Origin of the sequence: Microbacterium luticocti DSM 19459 (assembly GCF_000422405.1) — a bacterium.
Taxonomy (GTDB): domain Bacteria; phylum Actinomycetota; class Actinomycetes; order Actinomycetales; family Microbacteriaceae; genus Microbacterium; species Microbacterium luticocti.
In genome coordinates this window covers 1-25,349 of record NZ_KE383824.1, presented here as the reverse complement: position 1 = coordinate 25,349, position 25,349 = coordinate 1, and the positions used below count along the sequence as shown (strand labels likewise).

At 69.8% G+C, this 25,349-nt stretch carries 27 protein-coding genes, 1 tRNA gene and 1 pseudogene; 14 read left to right on the top strand and 15 right to left on the bottom strand.

The window, feature by feature from the left end:
- Nucleotides 1-8: 8 nt before the first annotated feature.
- From pstA to H577_RS0113325, 6 genes are all read right to left on the bottom strand, one after another.
- A complete protein-coding gene (gene pstA, locus H577_RS0113350) occupies nt 9-1,103 on the bottom strand; it encodes a phosphate ABC transporter permease PstA (protein WP_029146372.1) in 1,095 nt (364 codons plus the stop codon).
- Nucleotides 1,100-2,050: a phosphate ABC transporter permease subunit PstC gene (gene pstC / locus H577_RS0113345; RefSeq protein ID WP_029146371.1), complete on the bottom strand. Its 951-nt coding sequence runs from the start codon at nt 2,048-2,050 to the stop codon at nt 1,100-1,102. Before pstC ends, pstA begins: the two co-directional genes overlap by 4 nt.
- Before the next feature lie 80 nt (nt 2,051-2,130).
- On the bottom strand, nt 2,131-3,231 hold the full coding sequence (gene pstS / locus H577_RS0113340) for a phosphate ABC transporter substrate-binding protein PstS (protein WP_029146370.1): 1,101 nt from the start codon (nt 3,229-3,231) through the stop codon (nt 2,131-2,133).
- A gap of 141 nt (nt 3,232-3,372) precedes the next feature.
- Nucleotides 3,373-4,311, bottom strand: coding sequence for an NUDIX hydrolase (locus H577_RS0113335; RefSeq protein WP_029146369.1), 939 nt, complete (start codon nt 4,309-4,311; stop codon nt 3,373-3,375).
- Nucleotides 4,308-6,473 carry an RNA degradosome polyphosphate kinase gene (locus H577_RS0113330; RefSeq protein WP_029146368.1) on the bottom strand — a complete coding sequence of 722 codons (2,166 nt, stop codon included), beginning with the start codon at nt 6,471-6,473 and terminating at the stop codon, nt 4,308-4,310. Before H577_RS0113330 ends, H577_RS0113335 begins: the two co-directional genes overlap by 4 nt.
- A gap of 34 nt (nt 6,474-6,507) precedes the next feature.
- Nucleotides 6,508-7,191, bottom strand: a complete 684-nt coding sequence (locus H577_RS0113325) for a response regulator transcription factor (protein ID WP_029146367.1) — start codon at nt 7,189-7,191, stop codon at nt 6,508-6,510.
- A 53-nt stretch (nt 7,192-7,244) separates the two neighbouring features.
- On the opposite strand from H577_RS0113325, the gene H577_RS0113320 reads away from it, so the two are divergent.
- From H577_RS0113320 to ygfZ, 3 genes are all read left to right on the top strand, one after another.
- Nucleotides 7,245-7,538, top strand: coding sequence for a hypothetical protein (locus tag H577_RS0113320; RefSeq protein WP_029146366.1), 294 nt, complete (start codon nt 7,245-7,247; stop codon nt 7,536-7,538).
- 138 nt (nt 7,539-7,676) lie between these two features.
- A complete protein-coding gene (locus tag H577_RS0113310) occupies nt 7,677-8,276 on the top strand; it encodes a nitrobindin family protein (RefSeq protein WP_029146364.1) in 600 nt (199 codons plus the stop codon).
- Nucleotides 8,276-9,379: a CAF17-like 4Fe-4S cluster assembly/insertion protein YgfZ gene (gene ygfZ, locus H577_RS0113305; protein WP_029146363.1), complete on the top strand. Its 1,104-nt coding sequence runs from the start codon at nt 8,276-8,278 to the stop codon at nt 9,377-9,379. The genes H577_RS0113310 and ygfZ overlap by 1 nt, the downstream gene beginning before the upstream one ends.
- Nucleotides 9,380-9,519: 140 nt before the next feature.
- Here the strand turns inward: ygfZ and H577_RS0113300 are convergent, their stop codons facing one another.
- Nucleotides 9,520-10,347 carry a class I SAM-dependent methyltransferase gene (locus H577_RS0113300; RefSeq protein WP_029146362.1) on the bottom strand — a complete coding sequence of 276 codons (828 nt, stop codon included), beginning with the start codon at nt 10,345-10,347 and terminating at the stop codon, nt 9,520-9,522.
- 36 nt (nt 10,348-10,383) lie between these two features.
- Between H577_RS0113300 and H577_RS0113295 the strand changes: the two genes are divergently transcribed.
- Nucleotides 10,384-11,130 carry a phosphoglyceromutase gene (locus tag H577_RS0113295; RefSeq protein ID WP_029146361.1) on the top strand — a complete coding sequence of 249 codons (747 nt, stop codon included), beginning with the start codon at nt 10,384-10,386 and terminating at the stop codon, nt 11,128-11,130.
- A gap of 12 nt (nt 11,131-11,142) precedes the next feature.
- On the opposite strand, the gene H577_RS18185 is transcribed toward H577_RS0113295, so the two are convergent.
- Nucleotides 11,143-11,268 (bottom strand): hypothetical protein, encoded by a 126-nt coding sequence (locus H577_RS18185; protein WP_281166869.1) that lies wholly within the window; start codon nt 11,266-11,268, stop codon nt 11,143-11,145.
- Between the two features lie 102 nt (nt 11,269-11,370).
- Nucleotides 11,371-12,033, bottom strand: coding sequence for a phosphate signaling complex protein PhoU (phoU, locus tag H577_RS0113285; protein WP_029146360.1), 663 nt, complete (start codon nt 12,031-12,033; stop codon nt 11,371-11,373).
- Between the two features lie 165 nt (nt 12,034-12,198).
- On the opposite strand from phoU, the gene H577_RS0113280 reads away from it, so the two are divergent.
- Together H577_RS0113280 and H577_RS0113275 are read left to right on the top strand one after the other, a co-directional pair.
- Nucleotides 12,199-13,407: a sensor histidine kinase gene (locus H577_RS0113280; RefSeq protein WP_029146359.1), complete on the top strand. Its 1,209-nt coding sequence runs from the start codon at nt 12,199-12,201 to the stop codon at nt 13,405-13,407.
- The gene (locus H577_RS0113275) at nt 13,404-14,087 is read left to right on the top strand and encodes a response regulator transcription factor (RefSeq protein ID WP_029146358.1); all 684 of its coding nucleotides are present in this window, start codon (nt 13,404-13,406) and stop codon (nt 14,085-14,087) included. Before H577_RS0113280 ends, H577_RS0113275 begins: the two co-directional genes overlap by 4 nt.
- Nucleotides 14,088-14,107: 20 nt before the next feature.
- Here the strand turns inward: H577_RS0113275 and H577_RS0113270 are convergent, their stop codons facing one another.
- Nucleotides 14,108-14,611 carry a hypothetical protein gene (locus H577_RS0113270; RefSeq protein ID WP_029146357.1) on the bottom strand — a complete coding sequence of 168 codons (504 nt, stop codon included), beginning with the start codon at nt 14,609-14,611 and terminating at the stop codon, nt 14,108-14,110.
- 160 nt (nt 14,612-14,771) lie between these two features.
- Between H577_RS0113270 and H577_RS0113265 the strand changes: the two genes are divergently transcribed.
- The 4 genes and pseudogenes from H577_RS0113265 (at nt 14,772) to rlmB (ending at nt 18,155) form a co-directional block, all read left to right on the top strand.
- The gene (locus H577_RS0113265) at nt 14,772-15,254 is read left to right on the top strand and encodes a CarD family transcriptional regulator (protein WP_029146356.1); all 483 of its coding nucleotides are present in this window, start codon (nt 14,772-14,774) and stop codon (nt 15,252-15,254) included.
- A pseudogene (gene ispF, locus H577_RS0113260) lies at nt 15,203-15,745 on the top strand (2-C-methyl-D-erythritol 2,4-cyclodiphosphate synthase); the annotation flags it as partial. The gene H577_RS0113265 and the pseudogene ispF, both read left to right, overlap by 52 nt.
- Before the next feature lie 9 nt (nt 15,746-15,754).
- Nucleotides 15,755-17,161, top strand: coding sequence for a cysteine--tRNA ligase (cysS, locus tag H577_RS0113255; RefSeq protein ID WP_029146354.1), 1,407 nt, complete (start codon nt 15,755-15,757; stop codon nt 17,159-17,161).
- On the top strand, nt 17,154-18,155 hold the full coding sequence (gene rlmB, locus H577_RS0113250) for a 23S rRNA (guanosine(2251)-2'-O)-methyltransferase RlmB (protein WP_029146353.1): 1,002 nt from the start codon (nt 17,154-17,156) through the stop codon (nt 18,153-18,155). Before cysS ends, rlmB begins: the two co-directional genes overlap by 8 nt.
- 17 nt (nt 18,156-18,172) lie before the next feature.
- On the opposite strand, the gene H577_RS0113245 is transcribed toward rlmB, so the two are convergent.
- Both H577_RS0113245 and H577_RS0113240 read right to left on the bottom strand, forming a co-directional pair.
- A complete protein-coding gene (locus H577_RS0113245) occupies nt 18,173-19,474 on the bottom strand; it encodes a DUF4032 domain-containing protein (protein WP_029146352.1) in 1,302 nt (433 codons plus the stop codon).
- A gap of 67 nt (nt 19,475-19,541) precedes the next feature.
- A complete protein-coding gene (locus tag H577_RS0113240) occupies nt 19,542-20,645 on the bottom strand; it encodes an ABC transporter ATP-binding protein (RefSeq protein ID WP_029146351.1) in 1,104 nt (367 codons plus the stop codon).
- Nucleotides 20,646-20,856: 211 nt separating this feature from the next.
- Here H577_RS0113240 and H577_RS0113235 point away from each other — a divergent pair, with 211 nt between their 5' ends.
- From H577_RS0113235 to H577_RS0113220, 4 genes are all read left to right on the top strand, one after another.
- Nucleotides 20,857-21,831 (top strand): DsbA family protein, encoded by a 975-nt coding sequence (locus H577_RS0113235; RefSeq protein WP_029146350.1) that lies wholly within the window; start codon nt 20,857-20,859, stop codon nt 21,829-21,831.
- A gap of 26 nt (nt 21,832-21,857) precedes the next feature.
- A tRNA-Thr gene (locus H577_RS0113230) sits at nt 21,858-21,930 on the top strand.
- A 226-nt stretch (nt 21,931-22,156) separates the two neighbouring features.
- Nucleotides 22,157-22,372, top strand: coding sequence for a helix-turn-helix transcriptional regulator (locus tag H577_RS0113225; RefSeq protein ID WP_029146349.1), 216 nt, complete (start codon nt 22,157-22,159; stop codon nt 22,370-22,372).
- Between the two features lie 218 nt (nt 22,373-22,590).
- A complete protein-coding gene (locus tag H577_RS0113220; protein WP_156876663.1) occupies nt 22,591-23,550 on the top strand; it encodes a tyrosine-type recombinase/integrase in 960 nt (319 codons plus the stop codon).
- 98 nt (nt 23,551-23,648) lie between these two features.
- Here the strand turns inward: H577_RS0113220 and H577_RS0113215 are convergent, their stop codons facing one another.
- From H577_RS0113215 to H577_RS0113210, 3 genes are read right to left on the bottom strand one after another with little or no spacing between them, the layout of a single operon-like run.
- Nucleotides 23,649-24,110, bottom strand: coding sequence for a hypothetical protein (locus tag H577_RS0113215; protein ID WP_029146347.1), 462 nt, complete (start codon nt 24,108-24,110; stop codon nt 23,649-23,651).
- The gene (locus tag H577_RS18305; RefSeq protein WP_425411322.1) at nt 24,107-24,505 is read right to left on the bottom strand and encodes an endonuclease toxin domain-containing protein; all 399 of its coding nucleotides are present in this window, start codon (nt 24,503-24,505) and stop codon (nt 24,107-24,109) included. Before H577_RS18305 ends, H577_RS0113215 begins: the two co-directional genes overlap by 4 nt.
- Before the next feature lie 53 nt (nt 24,506-24,558).
- On the bottom strand, nt 24,559-25,098 hold the full coding sequence (locus H577_RS0113210; RefSeq protein ID WP_029146346.1) for a T6SS immunity protein Tdi1 domain-containing protein: 540 nt from the start codon (nt 25,096-25,098) through the stop codon (nt 24,559-24,561).
- Nucleotides 25,099-25,349: the final 251 nt, after the last annotated feature.

The window sequence follows — 25,349 nt, the reverse complement described above, 5'->3', positions numbered from 1 at the left end:
TCAGGATGTCAGAGGCCGCGCTTGGGGGCGAAGACCTTCGCGATGACCCGCCCCAGCAGGTTCAGGGCCATCACGATGAGGATGAGGGTGAGTGCGGCCGCCCAGGCCCGCTCGATGGATGCCTGCGCCGACACGCCCGCCGCCTGCGTGTACTGCGTGTACACGAACACCGGCAGCGTCATCATGCGGTCGTCGAACAGGTTGTAGTTCATGCTGAACGTGAACCCGGTCACCAGCAGCAGCGGCGCGGTCTCGCCGATCACACGGGCGATCGCCAGCATCACACCGGTGACGATGCCCGCCAGCGAGGTGGGCAGCACGATGCGCAGGATGGTCAGCCACTTGGGCACCCCGAGCGCGTACGACGCCTCGCGCAGCTCGTTCGGCACCAGGCGCAGGATCTCTTCGCTCGAGCGCACCACGACCGGGATCATCAGCACCGACAGCGCGACCGCCCCCATGAACCCGTTGCGCACGGCCGGGCCCAGGATCAGGGCGAACAGCGCGAACGTGAACAGGCCCGCGACGATCGAGGGGATGCCGGTCATCACGTCGACGAGGAAGGTGATGGCCTTGGCGAACACCCCGCGCCCGTACTCGACCAGGTAGATCGAGGTGAGCAGGCCGATCGGCACCGAGATGAGCGTGGCCATCCCGGTAATCAGCAGGGTGCCGACGATGGCGTGCAGCGCCCCGCCGCCGTCACCGACGACGTTGCGCATCGACTCGCTGAAGAACGCGAGGTCGAAGCGGGCCAGCCCGTTGGTCAGCACCGTCCAGATCAGCGAGATCAGCGGCAGCAGCGCGATGATGAACGCGGTGGCCACGAGCGAGGTGACCAGGCGGTCCAGCGCCCGGCGGCGGCCCTCGACGATGCGCGAGAGCGCGTACAGGATGAGGTCGAACAGCACCGTGCCGGCGAACACGGCACCGACGACCGTGAACCCGTCGGTGGCGCCGGCGGCGGCCAGCAGCGCGAAGAAGGCGGCCGAGATGACCCAGCATCCGCCCAGCACCATCCAGGCGGTGCCGCGGGGCAGCCGGCCGGCGGTGAGGGTGTTGGTGACCCGGATGCCGCGGGCCGGCGCGGTGGTGGCACTCATGCGTCCGCTCCCGAGAAGGCCGCGCGGCGGCTGATGATCCAGCGCGCCAGGACGTTGACCAGCAGAGTGACCACGAACAACACGAGACCCGAGGCGACCAGGGCGTTCACCGACAGGCCGGTGGCCTCGGGGAACTGCAGCGCGATGTTGGCGGCGATGGTGTTGGGGTTCTGCGCCTGCAGTACGGCGAACTTGACGATGAACGCGGGCGAGAGCACCATCGCGACGGCGAACGTCTCGCCCAGCGCCCGGCCCAGGCCGAGCATGATCGCCGAGACGATGCCGCTGCGTGCGAACGGCAGCACCGCCATCTTGATCATCTCCCACTTGGTGGCGCCCAGCGCCAGCGCCGCCTCTTCGTGCAGCCGCGGTGCCTGCCAGAACACCTCGCGGCAGATGGCGGTCATGATCGGGATGACCATCACCGCCAGCACGATCGCGGCGGTGAGGATGGTGCGGCCGGTGCCCGAGACCGGCGGCGCGAACAGCGGGATCCAGCCCAGGTTCTCACCCAGCCACTGGTAGAAGGGCTGCACGAACGGGGCGAGGGCGACGATGCCCCACAGGCCGAACACGACCGAGGGCACCGCGGCGAGCAGGTCGATGATGTACCCGAGCGTCTGCGAGACCCGCCGTGGCGCGTAGTGGGTGATGAACAGTGCGATCCCGATCGACAGCGGGGTGGCCAGCAGCAGTGCCAAGAACGCCGCCCACACGGTGCCGAACACCAGCGGGCCGACGTACTGCCAGAAGTTCGCCGAATCGTTCGGCAGCTCGCCGGGCCCGGCCATCAGGGCCGGGATGCTCTGGATGACGAGGAAGACGGCGACGGCGGCGAGCGTCGCCAGGATCAGCCCGCCCGCGACGATGGTCGTCGTCGAGAACACGCGATCGCCGACCCGCACCTTCGTGCGGCGGCGGGCCGCTGCGGCGGCGGTTGCGGTCATCCTGCTCTCTTCCTGGTCGGGCTTCCTGGTCGGATGCCGGCGGTCCGGCCCGGGCGGGTGTCCGGGCCGGACCGAGGTGCTCACTTGATCGTCTGGGCTGCGGCGATCACCTTGGCCGACAGCTCGGCCGACAGCGGCGCCGAGCCGGCCTGCGCGGCGGCCGCCTTCTGTGCGGCGTCCGAGGCGACGTACTGCACGTAGGCGCTGACCAGGGCTCCCTTGGCGGCGTCCTTGTACTCCTGGCAGGTGATCATGTACGAGACCAGCACCAGCGGCCAGGCGTTCGCCTTGGTGTCGGTGCGGTCGATGGCGATGGCCAGGTCGTTCTGCTCGCGGCCGGTGACCAGCGGCGAGTCGGCGACCACCGCGGCGGCGCCGTCGGCCGAGATCTTCACGAACGCGTCGCCCACCTTCAGCTCGGCGATCGAGAGCCCGGCGGCCCCCGACTCGTCGATGTAGGTGATCGAGTTCTTCGCGTTCTTGGTGGCCTCGGCCACCCCCGAGGTGCCCTTGGCGGCGTCACCGACCTGGAACGGGAAGGTCTGCGACGGCTCGGCCGTCCACACGTCCTTCGCGTTCGCGGCCAGGTACTCGGTGAAGTTCTGGGTCGTGCCCGAGTCGTCCGAGCGGTGCACCACGGTGATCGCCGCGTCCGGCAGCTTCGCGCCCTCGTTCAAGGCGGCGATCTTCGGGTCGTTCCAGGTGGTGATCTTGCCCGAGAAGATGCCCGCGATGGTCGCGGCGTCCAGCTTCAGGTCGGTCAGGCCCTCGACGTTGTACGCGATCGCGATCGGCGAGATGTAGACCGGCAGGTCGATGGCCTTGGAGCCGTCGGCGCACACCGCGAAGGTGCCCTTCAGCTCGTCGTCCGACAGCGCCGCGTCCGAGCCGGCGAAGTCGGCCGCGCCCGAGATGAAGCTCTTGCGGCCGGCGCCCGAGCCCTGCGGGTCGTAGTTGATGTTGAGGTCCGGGTTGGCGGTCTGGATGCCGGCGATCCAGGTCTGCTGGGCCGTGCCCTGGGCCGACGAACCGATGCCGTTGATCGTGCCCGCCAGCTTCGTGTCGGACGAACCGGACGACGGGGTGGCGCCGGAGCCGGACTCGTTCGCGGCGCAGCCGGCCAGGACGAGGGCGCCGCACAGGGCCAGGGCGCCCAGCGGGGCGATGCGGGTGAGCTTCACTGTGTGAATCCTTCACGTGTCGGGGATGCGGGCCCCGGTGCGGGGCTCGGCTCGACCGTAGAGCGCGTCGGTGACCAGAGTGCGCTGTACGGGTGAACGGAAGGTGAACGGCCCTCGGCTCGCCGCGTCGGGCCCGCCGCCTCAGGCGCTGGGCTCGTGCGTCTCGATGGTGACGATGCCCGATCCGGGGTTGCTGGCCGACAGGTGCACGACCGAGAAGGCACCCACGACCAGGTCGGCTGCGGCATCCAGATACGATCCGCGCAGCGTGCCGGTGGCCAGCGCGAGCTCGCGCAGGATGTCGGGGATCACCGGGCCGTGGCTGCACAGCACGGCGGGCTTGCCGGCGCGGACCCGCCGGCCGACGACGCCGCGCACGTCGGAGGTGCCCTCTTCCCAGGCGTCCTGGCTGATCGCGGGGGTGCGGTGGACGGGCTTGCCGATGGCCGCCGCGAGCGGGGTGACCGTGGCCACGCACCGTACGGCGTCGGAGGCGACGATCCTGCGCACGCCGAACGCGCGCAGCGGCCCGGCGACCGCGCGTGCCTGGGCGGCGCCGCGGGAGGTGAGCGGGCGCAGCGCGTCCTCGCCGTCCCAGTCCGAGCGCGACAGCGCCTTGGCGTGGCGCAGCACCACCACCGGAAAGGTGTGCAGCACGCCGTCGTCCACCAGTTCGAGGAAGTTCTCGAGGATCTCGATGTCGACCGGGTAGCTCAGCCGTGCCCGCGCCTTCTTGGGTGAGAGCCATTCGAGCGCGGCGATCTCTTTGTTGGGCACGAACCGCGAGGCGCGGATCGCGTCGTCCGACGCGTGGGCCGCCCAGTAGTGCACGATCTTGGTCCGCTTGCTGGGCAGGACGTACCGCGACACCCCCACCGGCACACCCAGGTGCACCCCGATGCCGGTCTCTTCGAAGATCTCGCGCACCGCGGTCTCGGCGAGCGTCTCGCCGGGGTCGACCTTGCCCTTGGGCAGCGTGACGTCGGCGTACGCGGTGCGATGGATCACCAGCACTTTGAGCTTGCCCTCGACCAGGCGCCACACGACACCGCCGGCGGCGTAGACGGCGGTCTCGCTCATCGCACCACCCGCGCCCGCCGCCGCCGCTGCACGGTCGTCATGGTCTTGTCCTGCAGGTCGACCAGGCGCCTGCCGTTCTCGCCGACGCTGTGTCTGACCCATTCGCCGTCGGGCTGCAGATGCCACGAACTGGTGCCGTCGCTCATCGCCAGGGTGAACAGGTCTTCGAGGATCTTGATGTGGGCAGGCGCCGTGACCCGCACGAGCGCCTCGATGCGGCGGTCGAGGTTGCGGTGCATCATGTCGGCGCTGCCGATGTACACCTGCGGGTCGCCGTCGTTTTCGAACGAGAAGATGCGGGAATGCTCCAGGTAACGGCCCAGGATGCTGCGGACCGTGACGTTCTCGCTCATCCCGGGCACCCCGGGCTTGAGGCTGCAGATGCCACGCACCCACACCTGGACCGGCACCCCGGCCTGACTGGCGCGGTAGAGCGCGTCGATGATCTGCTCGTCGACCATCGAATTGACCTTGATCCGGATGCCGGCCGGCCGGCCGGCCAGCGCGTTGCGCCGCTCCTTGTCGATCAGGCGCAGCAGCCCCTTGCGCAGGTGCCGGGGCGCGACCAGCAGACGCTTGAACTTCTTCTCGATCGCATAGCCGCTGAGCTCGTTGAACAGCCGGATCAGATCGCGCCCGACCTGTTCGTCGGCGGTGAACAGCCCGAAGTCCTCGTAGATGCGGCTGGTCTTGGGGTTGTAGTTTCCGGTGCCGATGTGCGCGTAACTGCGCAGCATCCCTTCTTCTTCGCGCACCACCAGCGCGAGCTTCGCGTGCGTCTTCAAGCCGACCAGGCCGTACACCACGTGCACCCCCGCCTTTTCGAGCTTGCGCGCCCAGGTGATGTTGTTGGCCTCGTCGAAACGGGCCTTCACCTCGACCAGGGCGAGCACCTGCTTGCCGGCTTCGGCGGCGTCGATGAGCGCCTGCACGATCGGGCTGTCGCCCGAGGTGCGGTACAGCGTCTGTTTGATGGCGAGCACGTGCGGGTCTTTCGCGGCCTGCTCGAGGAACGCCTGGACGCTCGTGGCGAACGACTCGTACGGGTGGTGCACCAGCACATCGCCCTTGCGGATCGCCGCGAACAGGTCGGCACGCTCGTTGCTGTCGCCGGGCTGGAACGCGACGGCGGTGATCGGCACGTGCGGCGGGTAGCGCAGGTCGGGCCGGTCGATGCGGTTCAGGTCGAACAGTCCGCGCAGATCCAGCGGCCCCGGCAGGCGGTGCACCTGCTGGGCGGTGATCGCGAGCTCGTCGATGAGCAGGTCGAGGGTGAGGTCGTCCATGTCCTCGGTGACCTCGAGGCGGATCGGCGGCCCGAACCGGCGCCGCAGCAGTTCGGCCTCGAGCGCCTGGATGAGGTTCTCGGTCTCGTCCTCTTCGATCTCCATGTCCTCGTTGCGGGTGAGGCGGAACGTGTGGTGGTCGAGGATCTCCATGCCCGGGAACAGATCGGCGAGGTTGTTCGCGATGAGGTCTTCCAGCGGCAGGAACCGGGAGCGGTCGGACCCGTCGTCGACCCGCACGAACCGGGGGAGCATCGGCGGTACCTTCAGTCGCGCGAACTCCTGCCGACCGGTGCGGGCGTTGCGGATGCGGATCGCGAGATTCAGCGACAGTCCCGAGATGTAGGGGAACGGATGCGCGGGGTCGACCGCGAGCGGGGTCAGCACCGGGAACACCTGCTCTTGGAAGTAGCGGTACAGGTCGGTGCGCTCGCCGTCGGTGAGCTCGTCCCAGGTGAGGAAGTCGATGCCGGCCTCGGCGAGGGCGGGCTTGACCTGTGTGGTCCACACCGCGGCGTGCCGCAGCTGCAGCCGGTGCGCCTCGGACGAGATGTCGGTGAGAACGTCCTGCGGGGCGCGGCCGACGTTGGTGGGCACGGCCAGACCGGTGACGATGCGGCGGCGCAGCCCCGCCACGCGCACCATGAAGAACTCGTCGAGGTTGCTGGCGAAGATCGCGAGGAAGTTCGAGCGCTCGAGCACCGGGATCGTGGGATCTTCGGCCAGTTCGAGCACGCGCTGGTTGAACGCCAGCCAGCTCAGCTCGCGGTCGAGGTAGCGGCCCTCGGGCAGTTCGGAGTCGTAGACCTCGTCGAGGTCGAAGTCGTCGTCCTCCCCGTCGTCCAGACCGGTGTCCAAGACCTCGTGTTCGATCATCCCAACATCATTGCAGGGCAAGGTGGCGTTGCGGTTAACGGTGTGGGTTCCGGGTCGGTTCGGCCTGGTCGTCGGCGACCGCGAACCGGTACCCGACGTTGCGCACCGTGCCGATCAACTGCTCGGCTTCGCCGAGCTTGGCGCGCAGCCTGCGCACGTGCACGTCGACGGTGCGGGTGCCGCCGTAGTAGTCGTACCCCCACACTTCGCTCAGCAGCTGCTCGCGGGTGAACACCCGGGACGGGTGGGCGGCGAGGAAGTGCAGCAGCTGGAATTCCTTGTAGGTCAGATCGAGCGGGCGGCCGTGCAGCTTGGCCGAGTACGACGACTCGTCGATGCTCAGACCCGCCGCCTGCACGGGCGCCGGCTGCGCCTGGCGCGACCGGCCCACCGCGAGGCGGATGCGGGCGTCGACCTCGGCGGGTCCGGCGTCGGCGAGCACGACGTCGTCGGCACCCCAGTCCGTGGTCACCGCGGCCATGCCGCCCTCGGTGACGATCAGCAGCAGCGGCGCGTCCAGGCCGGTCGCGGTCAGCACCCGGCACAGCGACTTGGCGGCGACCAGGTCGGCGCGCGCGTCGAGCAGGATCGCGTCGGCGGCCGGAGCGGCCACGAGCTGTGCCGGGTCGGCTGCGATCACGCGCACCCGATGCGACAACAGCTCGAGCGCGGGCAGGGCGGACTCGCCCGCTGAAGTGAGAACGAGAAGCTGTGCCACGCCGGATCCTCCGCACGCCGATGGCCCATCTTACGGCGTGTCAGAATGGCCGTATGTCGTCCACGCCTGAGCTCGCGCCGCGCGGTTCCTTCGGCGGCATCGTCGCCGTCTGGGTCGCCGCCGCGCTGATCGGCACCGCGATCGCCGTGTTCGCCGCTCCCGGCCAGCGGGCCGTGTGGCTTGCGATCGGCATGGCCGGATGCCTCGTGCTGGCCTTCGCCGTGCAGCTGTGGGTCGGTCGGCCGCACCGGTTCATCGCCCGGGTCGCGTTCAGCACGCTGGGGGCCCTGGTGGTGCTCGGTCTGATCAGTGCCGGGCTGGGCCTGGCCGCGCTCGTGCCGGCATAGAGCGGGATAGAGTGGAGCCATGGACCTCATGGCGCTGGAACTGTTCTTCGTCGGCCTGCTGGGCCTCGCCTCGCTGGCCATCGTGTTCGTCTCGGCGGTCGTGATCAAGAACCTCTACCGCGGCCAGCGCTGACGGCCGTGATCGAGATCCCGACCGGACTGCCCGCCGACCTCGCGCCGCTGGCGTGGCTGCTGGGAGTGTGGGAGGGCAGCGGGGTCATCGACTACACCGCCGGCGAGCACCGCTACACCGGCGAGTTCGGCCACCGGGTCAGCTTCAGCCACGACGGCGGCCCCTATCTGAACTACTCCGCGGACGCCTGGATCGGCGAGGGCGACGCACGCACCCGACTGGTCGCCGAGGTCGGCTACTGGCGGCTCGCTCGGGCGCAGACCGACGCGGAGCCCGGCCCCGGGCTGCTGCCGGCCCGCACGAGCGCGCCCGCCCGCACCGCCGAGGACGTCGAGGCGCTGCGCGGCGCCGAGGGCGGCTTCGACATCGAGGCGTCGATCGTCCACTCCGACGGGGTCAGCGAGCTGTACCTGGGCCAGATCCGCGGCCCGCGCATCGACATCGCCACCGACGCGGTGGTGCGCCCGGCCGGCGCCAAGGCGTACGCCGCGGCATCCCGCATGTACGGGCTGGTCGAGGGCCACCTGCTGTGGGCGTGGGATGTCGCAGCCTTGGGCGCGCCGATGGCCTCGCACGCGTCGGCCCGACTCGCGAAGGTGCAGTGATGGACGCGTTCGCGCGGCTGTTGCAGGCGGCGCCCGGCGCCATCGTGACCGACGGGGTGCTGGCGCACCTGGGCGCTCCGCTCGCCGAGCAGCGCGCGCTCGCCGACGGGCACGCGGTCGCGCCGCTGGGCGAGCGCACCGTGCTGGCGGTGCCCGGTGAAGACCGGCTGAGCTGGCTGGAGTCGTTCTCGACGCAGCGGGTGAGCACGCTGGCGCCCGGGCAGAGCGCCGAGCTGCTCGTGCTCGACCCGAACGGCCACGTCGAGCACGCGGCATCCGTCGTCGACGACGGCACCACCGCGTGGCTGATCGTCGACCGGCAGGATGCCGCGGGCCTGCTTTCGTTCCTGACCAAGATGCGCTTCCGGCTGCGCGTGGCCCCGCGCGATGCGGGCGACGAGCTGGCGGTGGTCGGCGGCACGGCCGCGGCCCTGTCGGCGGTGCACGCGGCGGCACCGACCGCAGTGCCGTTGGTCTGGCACGACCCGTGGCCGGGCGTGGTCACCGGCGGCTGGGCCTACAGCGCGGCCGACCCGCACCCCGGTGCCGACAGGGAGTGGGCCGAGGCGCTGATCGACGCCGACGAGGCCGAGCGTCTGGCGCGGGATGCCGCAGCCGGCACGCTGCGGTTGGCCGGGTCGTCGGCGGTCGAGGCGCTGCGTATCGCCGCCTGGCGTCCGCGGATGGCCGACGCCGACGAGCGGATGCTGCCGCACGAGGTGGACTGGTTGCGCAGTGCCGTGCACCTGAGCAAGGGCTGCTACCGCGGTCAGGAGACGGTCGCCAAGGTGCACAACCTGGGTCACCCACCGCGGCGGCTGGTCGCGCTGCAGTTGGACGGCAGCGAGTCCGCTCTGCCCGCGCGCGGCGACACCGTGCGTGCGGGCGAGCAGGCGGTGGGAACCGTGCTCGCGGCCGCGCTGCACTACGAGCAGGGGCCGATCGCGCTCGCACTGGTGCGGCGCACCGTGCCGGTCGACGCCGAACTGGTGGTCGACACCGCCGACGGGGCGGTCGCCGCCGCCCAGGAGGTCGTGGTGCCGCCCGAGGCGGGGGCCACCGCATCCGTCCCGCGCATTCCGCGCCTGGGCCGGCGCCGCTGACCCGCGCCGCTGACCCGCAACGACCGCGAGAATCGCGCTCGCGGTCGAGAATCGCCGCGTTGCCGGGATTCTCGACCGGGATGTCGATTCTCGCCGCGTCCCGGTGGCTTTCGCCGCGTGTCGCTTCGTCGCGTGTCCGCTCAGCCGCGCGGGGCGACCGACGTCCACGGCACGGTGAGCTCGCCCAGCCGCCAGCGCGAACGCTGCCGCAGCGGCCAGCCGGTCTCGACCAGGCCCTGCAGCGCGGCGCGCCACCGCTGCTCGGCGCCGAACGCCGACACCGCGGCGGCGCGGTCCCACTCGCGGTCCAGCGCCCGCATCAGCTCGTGCACCGGCTCGCCCGGCACATTGCGGTGGATGAGCGCCTTCGGCAGTCGCTCCGCAGCGATCGATGGATGCTCGAGCCCGGCCAGTCGCAGCGACACGGTCAGCGTCGTGGGTACGGCATCCGGGCCGAACGCCACCCAGGTGCTCACCCGGCCGAGCTCGTCGCAGGTGCCCTCCACGACGACTCCGCCGGGGGCGAGCCGTGGGGCCAGACGGGCCCAGGCATCGTGCACATCGGCCTCGTCATACTGCCGCAGCACGTTGAACGCACGGATCACCGCGGGGCGCCGGCCGGCGGGCGTGGGCACCTCGAAGCCGCCGCGGGCGAAATCGACGCGGGCGTCGGCGCGGAACGGTGTGCGACCGGCGCGCACCTCGGCCAGCTCGGATCGGGCGCGGTCGACGCGTGCCGGGTCGATCTCCAGGCCCCACACCTCGACATCGGGGCGTACTCGCCGCAGCCGCGCCTCGAGCTCGAACGCGGTGACCCCGCGGGCGCCGTAGCCGAGATCGACCACGAGCGGGTCGGTCGCGCGGCGCAGCGCGGCATGGCGGGCGATCCAACGGTCCACCCGACGCAACCGGTTGGTGCCCGTCGTGCCGCGGGTGGGGCGACCGACGGGCGAGGATGTCACGGTCATCCATGATGGCATCCCGCGCTCGGTAAGCTGGCAGGCATGACCGCCCCGTACACGCTGATCCTGCTGCGCCATGGCCAGAGCGAATGGAACAAGTCGAACCAGTTCACCGGCTGGGTGGACGTGCGCCTGACCGACCAGGGCAAGGCCGAGGCGCAGCGCGGCGGTGAGCTGCTGGCCGAGACGGGGCTGCTGCCCGACGTCGTGCACACCTCGGTGCTCTCGCGCGCGATCCAGACCGCCGACATCGCGCTGGACGCCGCCGACCGGCTGTGGATCCCGGTGCGCCGCTCGTGGCGGCTCAACGAGCGGCACTACGGCGCGCTGCAGGGCAAAGACAAGGCGCAGACCCTCGCCGAGTTCGGGCAGGAGCAGTTCATGCTGTGGCGCCGCTCGTTCGACGTGCCGCCGCCGCCGCTGCCCGACGACAGCGAGTACAGCCAGGTGAACGATCCGCGCTACGTCGGCATCGACGGCGAGATCCCGCGCACCGAATCGCTCAAGCTCGTCATCGACCGGCTGCTGCCGTACTGGCGCGACGCGATCGTCCCCGACCTGCAGGCGGGCAAGACGGTGCTCGTCGCCGCGCACGGCAATTCGCTGCGCGCCCTGGTCAAGCACCTCGACGGCATCAGCGACGCCGACATCTCCGAGCTGAACATCCCCACCGGCATCCCGCTGGTGTACCGGCTCGGCGAGGACGTCATGCCGCTGCAGCCGGGAGAGTACCTCGATCCCGCCGCTGCCGCCGCCGGCGCCGCCGCGGTCGCCAACCAGGGCCGCTGAGCCGGGGCGGGGTCAGCGACGCGGATTCCGAGCCACGGCCCGGACGATCGCGACGACCGCCCAGATCACGAGGGCGAAGCCGACGATGACGGCGGCGATGGTGAGGACGACTGCGGCGATGATGAGAACGTGCGCCATCGTGTGTCACCGGTGTCCTTCCTCGGTCATGTGACCGACCGCAGCTGCCGCGGCACGAGGTCAACCTAGCACGGCGGCGATGCTGACTCGGGGCACCGCCCCCTACTCGGCGCCCTCGACGTCGGCGGTCCAGTCGCCGGTCGCCAGGTACAGCACCTTCTTGGCCACCGACACGGCGTGGTCGGCGAACCGCTCGTGGTAGCGGCTGGCGAGGGTGGCATCCACGGTCGCCGTGGCCTCGCCGTTCCAGTTGTCGCTGAGCACCTTCTCGAACACGGCGATGTGCAGTTCGTCGATCGCGTCGTCGATGGTGCGGATCCGCTCCACGAGTTCCAGATCCTGCGTGCGCAGCAGCGCGGTGAGCGTGCGGGCGACCTCGACGTCCAGCTCGCCCATCTTCGAGAACGTGGAGCGCAGGCCCTTCGGCACCGCGCGCTCCGGGAACCGCATCCGGGTCAACTGCGCGATGTGCTCGGCGATGTCGCCCATCCGCTCCAGCGAGGCGCTCACCCGCAGGCTCATCACCACGATGCGCAGATCGCGCGCGACCGGCTGCTGCCGCGCGAGGATCTCGATCGCCAGCCCGTCCAGCGCCACCGCCTTGTCGTCGATGACGCTGTCGGCGTCGATGACCTCTTCGGCCAGCGTGACGTCGCCTGTGGCGAACGCGGCGGTCGCCTTCTCGATGGCGGATGTCACGAGCCCGGCGATCTCGACGAGGCGCCCCTGGACGTCCTCGAGCGACTGATGGAACACTTCGCGCATGGGGCACCGTTTCTCGGGATCGGGGGGACGGCTCACGTCCCGGTCACAGCGATCTTCGTCATCGAAGGTTAACGGACGGTGCCGTGCCGGTGAACTCTGTCCGTGACGGATGCCACAACCTGCCGATCGCACGGATCGGCCGCAGGTGCACCCTACGCTGGACGCATGGACACCGCTCAGCTCGCCCTGTTGGCGCTGCTGATCGGTGTCGTCTTGGGCGGTTCGGTCGCGCTGGTCGTGGTGGCCGCGTACCGCGCCCGCGACCGTGCCCTCGAGCACGGCTCGGCCGACGTGCCCGAGGGGGCGCGCGACGTGCTCGCCGGCATGGACGATCCCGCCGTGGTGGTGAACCCGTCGGGCATCGTGGTGGCCGCCTCGCCCGCCGCCGACGCCTACGGGCTGCGCGAACAGGCGACCCTTCCGGGCGAGGAGCTCGCACTGCTGGCCCGCGCGGCCCGTGCGGGAACCGCATCCGCCGCCGTCACCATGCGGCTGATGCGTGCCGGCGAGCAACGCGCCATGTCGGTGCGCGCCCGGGCCGTCACTTCGCGCCTGGTGCTGGTGGTGCTGCGCGATGTCACCGAGCAGGAGCGGGTCGAGCAGATGCGGCGTGACTTCGTGGCCAACACCAGCCACGAGCTGAAGACCCCGGTGGGCGCGGTCGGTCTGCTCGCGGAGGCGATCGACTCGGCCGCCGACGATCCCGCGCAGGTGCACGAGTTCGCCCGCCGTCTGCTGAACGAGGCCGAGCGCCTGGGCACGCTCACCACACGCATCATGAGTCTGTCGCGGCTGCAGTCCGAGCAGCCCGCCGCCATGCGCGACGTGTCGGTCGACGAGCTGGTGGTCGCCGCGATCGAGGCGCACGCCACCGCGGCAGGCTCCGCCGGCGTCGAACTCGTGCGCGGCGGTGACCGCGGCGAGCTGGTGCACGGCGACCCGCAGGTGCTGGGCGAGGCGGTCGGTAACCTGCTCGCCAACGCCGTCGCGTACTCGCCGCGCGGATCGCACGTGGGCATCGGCGTCAAGCGCGTGGACGGGGTCGTCGAGATCTCGGTCACCGACCAGGGCATCGGCATCGCCGAGAGCGACCAGGAGCGCGTGTTCGAGCGCTTCTACCGCGCCGACCAGGCCCGCTCGCGCCGCACCGGCGGCACCGGGCTGGGTCTGGCGATCGTCAAGCACGCCGTGCAGCGGCACGGCGGTGAGGTGCGGCTGTGGTCGCGGCCGGGGCAGGGGTCGACGTTCACGATCCGGCTGCCGGTGGCACCGTCGCCCGATCCGGCGGCGCGGGCCGCCAAGAAGACCAAGAAGAAGACCAAGACCGCGAAGAAGGATGCCGCGAAGCCGGCGCAGAAGGGGGGCCGCGGATGACCCGCGTGCTGATCGTCGAGGACGAACCGGATCTGGCCGATCCGCTGGCGTATCTGCTGCGCCGCGAAGGGTTCGAGGTCGACATCGCCGAGGACGGGCCGTCGGCGCTGGAGCACTTCGCCGCACACGGTGCCGACATCGTGCTGCTCGACCTGATGCTGCCGGGGATGCCCGGCACCGAGGTGTGCCGTCGGATCCGGGCCGCGAGCGCCGTGCCGATCGTCATGCTCACCGCGAAAGACAGCGAGGTCGACATCGTCGTGGGCTTGGAACTGGGCGCCGACGACTACGTCACCAAGCCCTACTCGACCCGCGAGCTTCTCGCGCGGATGCGCGCGGTGCTGCGTCGCAGCGCCGCGGCGGACGCCGACCTGGACGAGCGGGTGCTCACCGGCGGACGGGTCACGCTCGACATCGACCGGCACACGGTGGCCGTCGACGGCGCCGAGATCGCGATGCCGCTCAAGGAGTTCGAGCTGCTCGAGGTGCTCATGCGCAACGCCGGCCGGGTGCTCACCCGCGGCCAGCTCATCGACCGGGTGTGGGGCAGCGACTACTTCGGCGACACCAAGACGCTCGACGTGCACATCAAACGGATCCGGTCGCGCATCGAGGCCGACCCGCGGGAGCCGGCGATGCTCGTGACGATCCGCGGTCTGGGCTACCGGTTCGAGGCCTGACTACCGGTTCGAGCCCTGACTCAGGGCGTGTGCGACGGCTCGGTCTGCTGCGGCACCAGACTGGTCAGGTACGACTCGTCGCCGCCCAGCACCGGCACGTTGACCTGGGCGCCCGACGCGCTGCCGGACTGGAAGTAGACCGGCACCGTGGCACCGGGCTTGACATCGAGCCCGTCCAGCCGGAGCGGGTCGGCGTTCACGCCGAGGCTCTTCACCGCGTGCGCCGGCACCTGCACCTGCTCGGTGATCTGGTTCGCGCCCTCGCCGACCTGCACGGTCAGCGTGTGCGCGGCATCGGTCATGTTCACGACGCCGGCGATGAGGTTGCCCACGGTGCCCTGCTCATCGGCGACGATGAGGGCGTTGCGCACCAGCAGCGGGGCGCCCTGCTCGTCGGGCACGTTGATGCCGTCGCTGGGGGAGTAGGGGATCGTCGTGCCCTGCGGGGAGATGATCGAGCAGCCGGTGGCCCCGAGAATGACGGCGGCGCTGACGGCCACGGACGCGAGCAGGCGCGATTTCACTGTTCCTCCCACAGGCTTTCGGTGTGCCCTTGCATTCTATGGTCTCGGCGCCCGTTCCGCGGGACGCCGGCACGCACGGGCGTCGCCTGCCGGAATGCTGGGCATACCTTAGTGCATAACGGCTGTGGTATCCTTGATGTCGCCGAAAGGATATAACTGCATGCTTTTTGAGGTTGGCGAGACCGTCGTCTATCCCCACCACGGTGCCGCGACGATCACCGAAGTGAAGACCCGGGTCATCAAGGGCGAAGAGAAGCTCTACCTGAAGCTCCACGTCACCCAAGGCGATCTCAAGATCGAAGTCCCTGCAGACAACGTCGACCTCGTCGGCGTCCGTGACGTCATCGGCCGCGAAGGACTCGAGCGGGTCTTCGAGGTGCTGCGCGCACCGTTCACCGAGGAGCCCACCAACTGGTCGCGCCGGTACAAGGCGAACCTCGAGAAGCTCGCCTCGGGCGACGTGATCAAGGTGAGCGAGGTCGTGCGCGACCTGTGGCGCCGCGACCAGGACCGCGGCCTGTCGGCCGGTGAGAAGCGGATGCTGGCCAAGGCCCGGCAGATCCTCGTGTCGGAGCTGGCCCTGGCCGAGAAGACCGACGAAGAGAAGGCCAGCGGCCTGCTCGACGAGGTCCTCGCCTCCTGAGCGCCGTGCTGCCGCGCGTCGGCGTCGGCACCGATGTGCACCGCTTCGGCGGTGACGGCCCGCTGTGGCTGGCCGGGCTCGAATGGCCCGGTGAACCGGGGCTCGTCGGGCATTCCGACGGGGATGCCGTCGCCCATGCGATCGTCGACGCACTGCTGTCGGCGGCCGGACTCGGCGACATCGGCACGCACTTCGGCACCGCGCATCCCGAGTACGCGGGTGCCCACGCCGACCTCTTCCTCGCCCGCACCCACCGGCTCGTGACCGCCGCCGGCTTCACGGTCGGCAACGTGGCGGTGCAGGTGCAGGCGAACCGGCCGCGGCTTCTGGCCCGCCGCGCCGAGGCCGAGGCCGTCCTGTCGGCCGCCCTGGGCGGCGCCGCGGTGTCGGTGTCGGCGACCACGACCGACGGGCTGGGCTTCGTCGGCACAGGGGAGGGCGTGCAGGCGTTCGCCGTCGCACTCCTCATGCCGGCACAGCCCCGCCGGTAGGCTTGGCGGGTGACCGTTCGGCTCTATGACACCAAGGCGCAGACCCTGCGCGAGTTCGTGCCCGGCGACCCCGAGAACGTCACGATCTACGTCTGCGGACCCACCGTCCAGTCCGGTCCGCACGTGGGGCACCTGCGCGGTGCGCTGAGCTTCGACATCCTCGCCCGCTGGCTGGGGCACCGGTTCGGTCGGGTGACGCTCGTGCGCAACGTCACCGACATCGACGACAAGGTGCTGGCCGGTGCCACCGACACCGAGCCGTGGTGGGCGCTGGCCTACCGCATGGAGCGCGAGTTCGCCGCGGCATATGCCGCCATCGGCATCCGTGAACCGACGTACGAACCGCGGGCGACCGGGCACATCCCGCAGATGATCGAGCTCATCGCCGCGCTGATCGAGCGCGGGCACGCCTACGCCGCCGCCGGCGACGTCTATTTCGACGTGCGGTCGTGGCCGGACTACGGCGCGCTGACCCGGCAGTCGCTGGACGCCATGGAACCGGCGGAGGACGCCGACCCGCGCGGCAAGCGCGACCCGCACGACTTCGCACTGTGGAAGGGCGCCAAGCCCCACGAGCCGGCGTCGGCGGTGTGGGCCTCGCCGTGGGGGCCGGGGCGCCCGGGCTGGCACATCGAATGCTCGGCCATGGCCCGGCGCTACCTGGGGGGCACGTTCGACATCCACGGCGGCGGGCTCGACCTGCGCTTTCCGCACCACGAGAACGAGCTCGCCCAGTCGGGCGCGGCCGGCGACGGCTTCGCCCGGTACTGGGTGCACAACGGACTGGTCACCGTCGACGGACAGAAGATGTCGAAGTCGCTCGGCAACTTCGTGCTCGCCGCCGATCTGCTCGCCGAGCGCGACCCGCTCGTGGTGCGCTACGCGCTGGCCGCAGCGCACTACCGGTCGAGCCTGGACGTGTCCGACAAGGCGCTCGACGAGGCCGAGGCGGCGCTCGAGCGCATACACACCTTCCTGCAACGGGTGCTGCGCACGCGGGGCGAGCACGGCTGGTTCTTCTACGGCGTCGAGTACCCGGAGGCGTTCGCTGCGGCGATGGACGACGATCTCGGCGTGCCGCAGGCCCTGGCCGTGCTGCACGACACCGTGCGCACCGGCAACGCCGCGTTGGATGCCGGGGATCAGGATGCGGCGGACACGGCATTCGACGCCGTCATCCTGATGACCGGCACCCTCGGCATCAACCCCCTGGACCCGCAGTGGCGGCGCGGCGGGGCCGGGCCCGAGGCATCCGCGCTCGACGCCCTGGTGCGCACCATGATCGACCAGCGCGCGCAGGCGCGGCAAGACAAGGACTGGGCGAGCGCCGACCGCATCCGCGACGCGATCGCGGCGGCCGGGATCTCCCTCGAAGACGGTCCCGACGGGACCCATTGGAGCGTGCAGCATGGCTAAGCCAGGACGTCCCGGCGCGAGCCGGGGAAAGAAGAAGGGGCCCACCAAGGGCACCGGCGGTCACAGCCGCAAGGCGCTGGAGGGCAAGGGTCCGACGCCGAAGGCCGAGGACCGGTCGTGGCACGTCGCCGGCAAGCGCAAGGCCGCCCAGGAGCGGTACGTCGCCGCCGGCGGCAAGCCCAAGGCCAAGCCGGCCGACGTGAACCGTGCCGCCCGGGGACGCAAGCAGAACGACGACACCGAGACGGTCACCGGTCGCAACAGCGTGCTCGAGGCGCTGCGGGCCAAGATCCCCGCCACCGCGCTGTACATCGCGCAGCGGGTGGAGATGGACGACCGCGTCAAAGAGATGCTCGCGATCGCCGCTCACCGCGACATCCCGGTGCTCGAGGTGACCCGTCCCGAGCTCGACCGCATGGCCGGGTTCGACGGCGTGCATCAGGGCGTCGCGCTCAAGGTGCCGCCGTACGAGTACGCGCACCCGCAGGACCTGCTCGAAGAGGTCTTCGCCGACGGCGGCACGCCGCTGCTGGTGGCGCTGGACGGGGTCACCGACCCACGCAACCTGGGCGCCATCATCCGGTCGGTCGCCGCGTTCGGCGGGCAGGGCGTGATCCTGCCGCAGCGTCGCTCGGCGAGCGTGAACGCGGCGGCCTGGAAGACCAGCGCCGGTGCGGCGGCCCGCGTGCCGGTGGCGTTGGCGGCGAACCTGACCGCGACGCTCAAGGAGTTCAAGAAGCAGGGCGTGTTCATCCTCGGACTGGACGGCGACGGCGACGTCGCGCTGCCCACGTTGACGCTGGCCGATCGGCCGATCGTGATCGTGTGCGGCTCGGAGGGCAAGGGGCTGTCGCGGCTGGTGACCGAGACGTGCGATCAGATCGTGTCGATCCCCATCGAGGCGGCCACCGAGTCGCTGAACGCCGGCATCGCCACCTCGGTGGCGCTGTACCAGGTGGCGACGATGCGCCACGCCGCCGCCTCGGCCGAGTGAGCCGGTGAGCGGCCCGGTCAGACCAGGTCGCGCCAGTCGACGCCGGTGGCGTCGTCGCCGGATGCCTCGGCCAGCGGGATCGGCAGCGTCATGGTCTCGGTGGCCGGGCCCATGATCGTCGCCTCGTCGCGGCGGTGCCGCAGCACGTCGTCGATGTAGCCGGTGAGCACCTCGGCCAGCGGCACCGATACCCCGCGTGCCTGCGACATGTACCAGCGGTGTTCGAGCACCTGGTGGAACACCTCGGCCGGTTCGAGCTTGGCGCGCAGCTCGAACGGGATGGCCCGCACGATCGGCTCGAACACGCGGGTCAGCCACTCGTGTGCGAGCATCTCTTCGTCCTCGTCGAGCCGGCCCGACCGGGCCCGGTATTCGTCGAGGTCGTTCAGCAGCCGGCGGGCTTGGTTCTCTTCGACGTCCAGGCCGGTCAGCCGCAGAAGCCGCCGCTGGTGGTGGCCGGCGTCGACCACCTTCGGCTGGATCGAGACCCGGGTGCCGTCGGGTGTGGTCTGGATCGACATCTCGCCGATGTCGAAACCGAGGGCGTTCAGCCGCTGCACGCGCTCGGTGATGCGCCATGACTCGTTGGCGGCGAACGTCTCGCGGTCCGTGAGCGCCGCCCACAGCGACCGGTACGACGAGACGATGCCGTCTGCGATGGTCACCGCATCCGTGCCGCCTTCGAGTCGGCCCCCGGCCTGCAGGTCGAGGATCTCGCCGGCGATGTTGGTGTGCGCGAGATCGAGGTCGTGCTCGCGCTGCCCGCGGGTGAGTCCGCCCTCGTGCAGTTCGCCGGTCTCGGCGTCGACGAGGTAGGCCGCGAACGCGCCGGCGTCGCGGCGGAAGAGCGTGTTCGACAGCGAGACGTCGCCCCAGAAGAAGCCGACGTTGTGCAGGCGCACCAGCAGCACCGCGAGCGCGTCGACGAGGCGGCCGGCGGTGTCGGGACGCAGCACCTGCGTGAACAGCGCCCGGTAGGGGAGCGAGAACTTCAGGTGTGCGGTGACCAGGGCTGCCGGCAACGGGTCGCCCGACGCATCGGTGCGCCCGGCGACCACCGCCACCCGTTCCACGCACGGCACGTCGAGGCGGGTGAGGTTGCCGAGCAGATCGTACTCGCGGCGGGCCATCTCGTGCGTGGTCTCTTTGATCGCGACGACACGCCCCGACAGGTTCGCGAACCGTACCAGGTGGCGCGAGATGCCCTTGGGCAGGTAGACGATGTCGCGACTGGACCATTCCGCCAGTGGCGTCGACCAGGGCAGCGCGAGCAGCCCCGGGTCGACCGCGCTGGCGGTGATGTTCAGAGCCTCGGTCACGACACACCTTCCGACGCGACGCGGCGCGGGCCGGACGAGCCGACCCGCGCCGCGATCGACGTGTCGCTCACGCCGAGGCGATGGCCTTTTCGGTCAGGCGCTCGCCGCTGTCGAGGTCGAACACGTGCACGTGGTCGTGGATCGGGGTGAGCACGACGGTCTCGCCGGCGTTCGGGTGCACGCGGCCGTCGACGCGGGCGACGATGTCGGTGCGGGTGCCCTCGATCTCGGAGTGGCCGTACAGGTAGCCGTCGGCGCCGAGCTCTTCGACCAGGTCGACCACGACCGACAGACCCTGGCCGCCGGCCGGACCCACCTGGATGTCTTCGGGACGCACGCCCACGGTGACCTGCGGTCCACCGGCCTTGTTGAGGGTGGATGCCTCGACCGGGACGACGGTGTTGCCGAAGGCGACTCCGCCGTCGGCGACGTCGGTCGGGAACAGGTTCATGGCCGGCGACCCGATGAAGCCGGCGACGAACACGTTGTTCGGCTGTTCGTACAGGTCGCGCGGGGTACCCACCTGCTGCAGGATGCCGTCCTTGAGCACGGCGATGCGGTCGCCCATGGTGAGCGCCTCGGTCTGGTCGTGGGTGACGTAGACGGTGGTGACACCCAGGCGGCGCTGCAGCGACGCGATCTGGGTGCGGGTCTGCACGCGCAGCTTGGCGTCGAGGTTCGACAGCGGCTCGTCCATGAGGAACACCTGCGGCTGACGCACGATCGCGCGGCCCATGGCGACACGCTGACGCTGACCACCCGAGAGGGCCTTCGGCTTGCGGTTCAGGTAGTCCTCGAGGTCGAGCAGCTTGGCGGCCTCGAGCACGCGCGCGGCGCGCTCTTCCTTCTTGACGCCGGCGATCTTCAGGGCGAAGCCCATGTTCTCGGCGACGGTCATGTGCGGGTAGAGCGCGTAGTTCTGGAAGACCATCGCGATGTCGCGGTCCTTCGGCGGCACGTCGGTGACGTCGCGGTCGCCGATGAGGATGCGGCCGGAGTTGACCTCTTCGAGGCCGGCCAGCATGCGCAGCGAGGTCGACTTGCCGCAGCCGGAGGGGCCGACCAGCACGAGGAACTCGCCGTCGCCGACCTCGAGGTTGAGCTTGTCCACCGCGGGGCGGGTGCCTCCGGGGTACAGACGGGTTGCGTTGTCGAACGTGACGGACGCCATCGATTCTTCTCCTTCACCGGCAGGTACGTGCCGGACGATCCGTAGTGATGGAAGCGGACCCCGGGGCCCGCACGCCCTTCGTCGGGCGCCCCCTCAGTATGGCAGACGGTGCTCTGTGGGGATTTCCCAGGGTGCCTGGCTAGCATCGATTCGGTCGCGGAACCCGCGCGGCACCCCGGGAGAACCCGGCCAGCAGTCTGCAAGAGGACCCATGTCGAACGACGATTCATCGAACGTTCCGGAACCGAACGGCCGTCGCAGCGCCGTGCGCGAGAAGGCGCAGCAGGTGCACGCGCAGCAGAAGCGTGCCCGCGTCATCCGCCGCACGGCCCTGGCCGTCGGGGCCGTCGCGGTTGTCGGCGCGGTGGCCGCCGGAGTGACCATGGCCGTGGCATCCCAGACGTCTCGCCCCGACCTGGCGCCCGCGAACGTCGTCGACGACGGGTTCGCGGTGACCAGCATCACCGGGGTGGCGATGGACTCGCCCGCGCAGGCGCCGGAAGCCACGCCCACCCCCACCCCGACCGGGACCACGGCCGGAACGGCGACGCCGGTACCGACGGCGACGACGGCGGGGGCCGTCGACATCCGCATCTACGTCGACTACTACGCGCCGGGCGCGAAAGAGTTCCAGATCGCGAACGCCCAGCAGTTGAGCCGGTGGGTGAGCCAGGATGCCGCGACACTGAGCTACTTCCCGGTGGCGATGCTGTCAGCGAAGTCGAACGGCACGAAGTACTCGCTGCGCGCGGCGAGCGCGTCGGCGTGCGTGGCGACCCACTCACCGGGTGCGTTCTTCGCGTTCAACAACGCGTTGCTGACCAAGCAGCCCGACCAGGGCACCGACGGCTTCACCGACGCGCAGCTGGCCGATCTGGCCATCGCGTCGGGGGCCGACAAGCCCAAGGTCGTGCGTGACTGCGTCGAGAACGAGGACTACGCGGGCTGGGTCAAGTCGGCCACCGAACGGGCGTTGGAGGGGATTCCCGACACCAAGGGCGTGAGCCTGACCGGTACCCCGATGATCCTGGTGAACGGCACGCCCTACGCCGGAGCGCTGGATGATCCCAAGGAGTTCGCCCAGTTCGTGTTGACGCTTTCGAGCGATGCGTACTACCGCACGGCGTCCCCGACACCGACCGCCACACCGGCATCCCCGTCGCCGTCGGCGACGACGGGCAAGTGACCTCGCGCCGGTAGACTGGGCGCTCTGCCGGCTTGGCGCAATTGGTAGCGCACCGTACTTGTAATACGGGGGTTGCAGGTTCGAGTCCTGTAGCCGGCACCGTGTTTTATGTGCTCTGACCGGCGGTTTCTTGGCGCCCGTTCTGTGGCCTGGCCGTGGTGGAGCGGAGACATTTCCCATCTATGCCCCGGAATGCCCGTTTTCGGGCCGGCGCGTTACCGGATCGTTGCGACGACCGGGCGTGAAAAGCTCGCTGGTGCGCCGATTGCCACAGATGCACGCGGGTACCCGCGCTTCGGCACGTGAGACCGCGCATAGAGCGGTCATGACGAACACAACCACCCGACAACCGCACGACCCCGTCCTCCTGACGACCGCGGAGGCTGCGAGCATCGCGCATGTCTCTCCGCGCACGTTGGAGGACTGGCGCCGCTACCGGCGCCCCGGCACCCCGCCGTTCCTCAAGCTCAGTCACAAGACGGTGAGGTACGAATGCACCGCACTGCTCGCCTGGCTCGAGAACCAGGAGGTCTCACTGTGAGCAGGCGGGCGCTCGCACCCGGCGAGCTCGGCTGCATCGGGTTCACGCAGCGGACGCCGGGACGGTGGACAGCGCGGGCACGCCTGAGGACGTACGGCGGCAGGTAGGTTGAGGTAACCGGAACCGGCGGGAGCAAGGAGGAGGCGGAGGACCGACTGCGCGAGAAGGCGCGTGGCGCGCTGGGGGGCTTCGACGGCGGACTGACGCCGGACTCGACGGTGGCCGACCTGGTGCGTGAGTGGATTGACCGCAAAGAGGCTGCGCAGACGGTCACGCCGCAGACTATCGGTACCTATCGGCGCACAGCCGCAACGTACCTGCCAGAGGTCGGCGCCATCCAGCTGCGGCATGTGAAGCCCGCCGCGCTGCAGGGAGCTGTCCTGGCGATGTCGCGCACCAAGAGCATCGCGGCGGCGCGGGCGGCTCGCAAGCAACTGACGTCTGCATTCGACCTCGCCATCGCACTCGACCTGACGCACGTGCAGCCGATACGCGGTCTGGAGCGATTCGCCGGCTCACCCAAGAAGGAATCAGCGCTCACCCCCGAGGGATGGCGGGAGGTCTGCGACGAGCTGGAGCGATGGGGCGGTGGGTTCCGCCGCGGCGGCGGCAAGAGCGACTGGCTGTTGTTGCGGGACGTGTTGGAGCTCTGCCTCAAGACCTCGGCGCGGGTCGGCGAGGTCATCGCGCTGCGCCGGCGCGACGTCGATGTCGTCGAGAGCACCGTGACCATCGCGGCCACCATCGTCTGTATCAAGGGGCGCGGTACGGTGCGGCAGCCTCACACGAAGACTCGGCAGGCCCGCGTTGTGCACCTCACCTCCGGCGCGCTCGATGTGGTCGCCCGCCGTCTGGATGCGGGGCCGGAGGACCCTGACGCGCCGCTCTTCCCGAACCGGGCCGGCTCGTGGCTGACGCCCGACCGTATCGCCAAGCAGATGAGGGCCTTTCGCAAGGCCGTGCCGGAGCTCTGGGAACGGGTCGGCACCGACCCGGCTGAGGCTACGACGCACCTCATGCGCCGCAGCGCCGCCACACACACCGAGACAGGCGGCGGCATCGAGCTGGCGGCAAGCCTGCTCGGGCATGCGAGCGAAAAGACCACGCGCGCGAGCTACGTTGCCACCCGCCGCGTGGTGGATGGTCGGGCGACGGAGCTGATGAGCGAGTACGACTGAGGCACGCGGTCACTCGCTCATCAGCGCTGCAAGTGCATTGCGCTCGAGTGTCGGCGCGGTTGAGGATGACCGCTAACGCCGCGGCTCGATGCAACGTGTCAGGCGGTCGCTAATGCGAGCGCTCTCTGGACTGCCTCACCGAGCTGTGTGGGTCCGTTGAATGTGATGGATTCAGGATCGCCGAGAGGAACGAAGCCGCCGCGGGCGCCCTGATTGCCTTCCGGCGTGATCTCGATGTCTTCGAGTTCTCCGTCACCATCAGCCCACACCTCGACGGTGCGGACACCCTTGGCGTACTTGGCGTACGTCTCAACGCCAGCCCATCTCAGGAACTCAGCATCCGGTGGACTCACGCTGGTGTCGCGCGGTGGCAGCACTCCCGTGGTGGACCGCAGCAATCCGTTGACCACGGCCTCGCCAAGCGCAGTGGCATCGTCGGCGGTCGGCACAACGATCGGCACACCATCGATCAGTCGATGACCGTCCGTCGTGCGGGAGTACGTGACGATGAAGATGCGTGAGTCCTTCTGCAGCTCAACACTCACGAGACGGTCGGTCACCGGACTACCTCCACAATCATCTTCACGCCATGGTCCTGAGCGTATTTCGCAAGTGTATCGAGCATCCTGGATTGCATTTCGTTGGCGGAATGGGGGACGGCAAGGTGGCGTACTCGCTCTGTGATGTCGCGGCGGACGATAACCTCGCCGCCCCACCTTGCTCCGTTGAAACCGGCGACCTTGTCGATGTAGCTGGTGACAACCCGTTTCAGGTTTCTCTCACGCAGGTAGGTCTTCGAAGCCAGGTTGAGACTCTCCTGTAGCCGGCACCGTGATTCAGCTGACGACCGCGGAGGGTGCCACGATCGCGCATGTCTCTCCGCGCACGCTGGAGGACTGGCGACGCCGCAGGCGACCAGGCACCCGATCGAGTCGGGGTCTCTGCTCGACTGCATGAGCGTCGGCGTGTCCTTGCGAGACGCAGAGCGCTGAGGGGTGCTGGCTGCGCTCAGTACTGAATCGGGCCGGCCAGCTGAGTGATCAGGTTGACGTGTTCGATCAGCTTGACCTTCGAGAGATGCGAAACCTTCTCGGGCCCACCGAGTGCCAGCAGCGGCACATACCCGAAGCACTCGTCGGCGGCCAACGGCCCGAGTTCGGCTACGGCCTTCGGAAATGCAGACCACTCGAGATCCTCGCGGAGAAACTCCTCATCGTCGAGGAAGAGGTGAAAGTACGGGAGCTCGGAACCGAGACCCGCCACCGTCCCGTAGCGATACTTGAAGTCGACGTAGTACTGCCCGTCCCAAGCGATGATGTCGGCGAGACCGGTCGCGAACACGGGGATGAGGTCGGGCCGGGGAAGACTCTCCGCGAGGCGCTCACGGTACTCATCGGGGTCGATGATCTTGATGAACCCGTCGACCGCGGTGCCATATCCATACTGAGACCACATCTCGATGATCTCGGACGGCACCCGACCGGCATACTGCTCGATGATGTGGTTCGGCACGGGCCCCGTGCTCTGAGAACCCGGAAGTCTCTCCATGTCAGCCCAACACTATCTATCTTCTCTATCTTCGAAGCTCGATCGTCTGCGCCCGTCAGCGGGGTAGAGGAATGTTGAGAAGCGTCATGCGGAGTTCGTCAGGGGTCAAGCCGCTTGTGGCATCTGGGACTCTTGAGCGATCAAACGCCTGGTTCAAGGCCGGAACGGCGGGATCGTGGGGTGAGTCCCATAGCGTGGTGTCAATTCCTGCGGGGTCCTCGTCGTCGTTGACGATGGAGGGCCACCGTGGG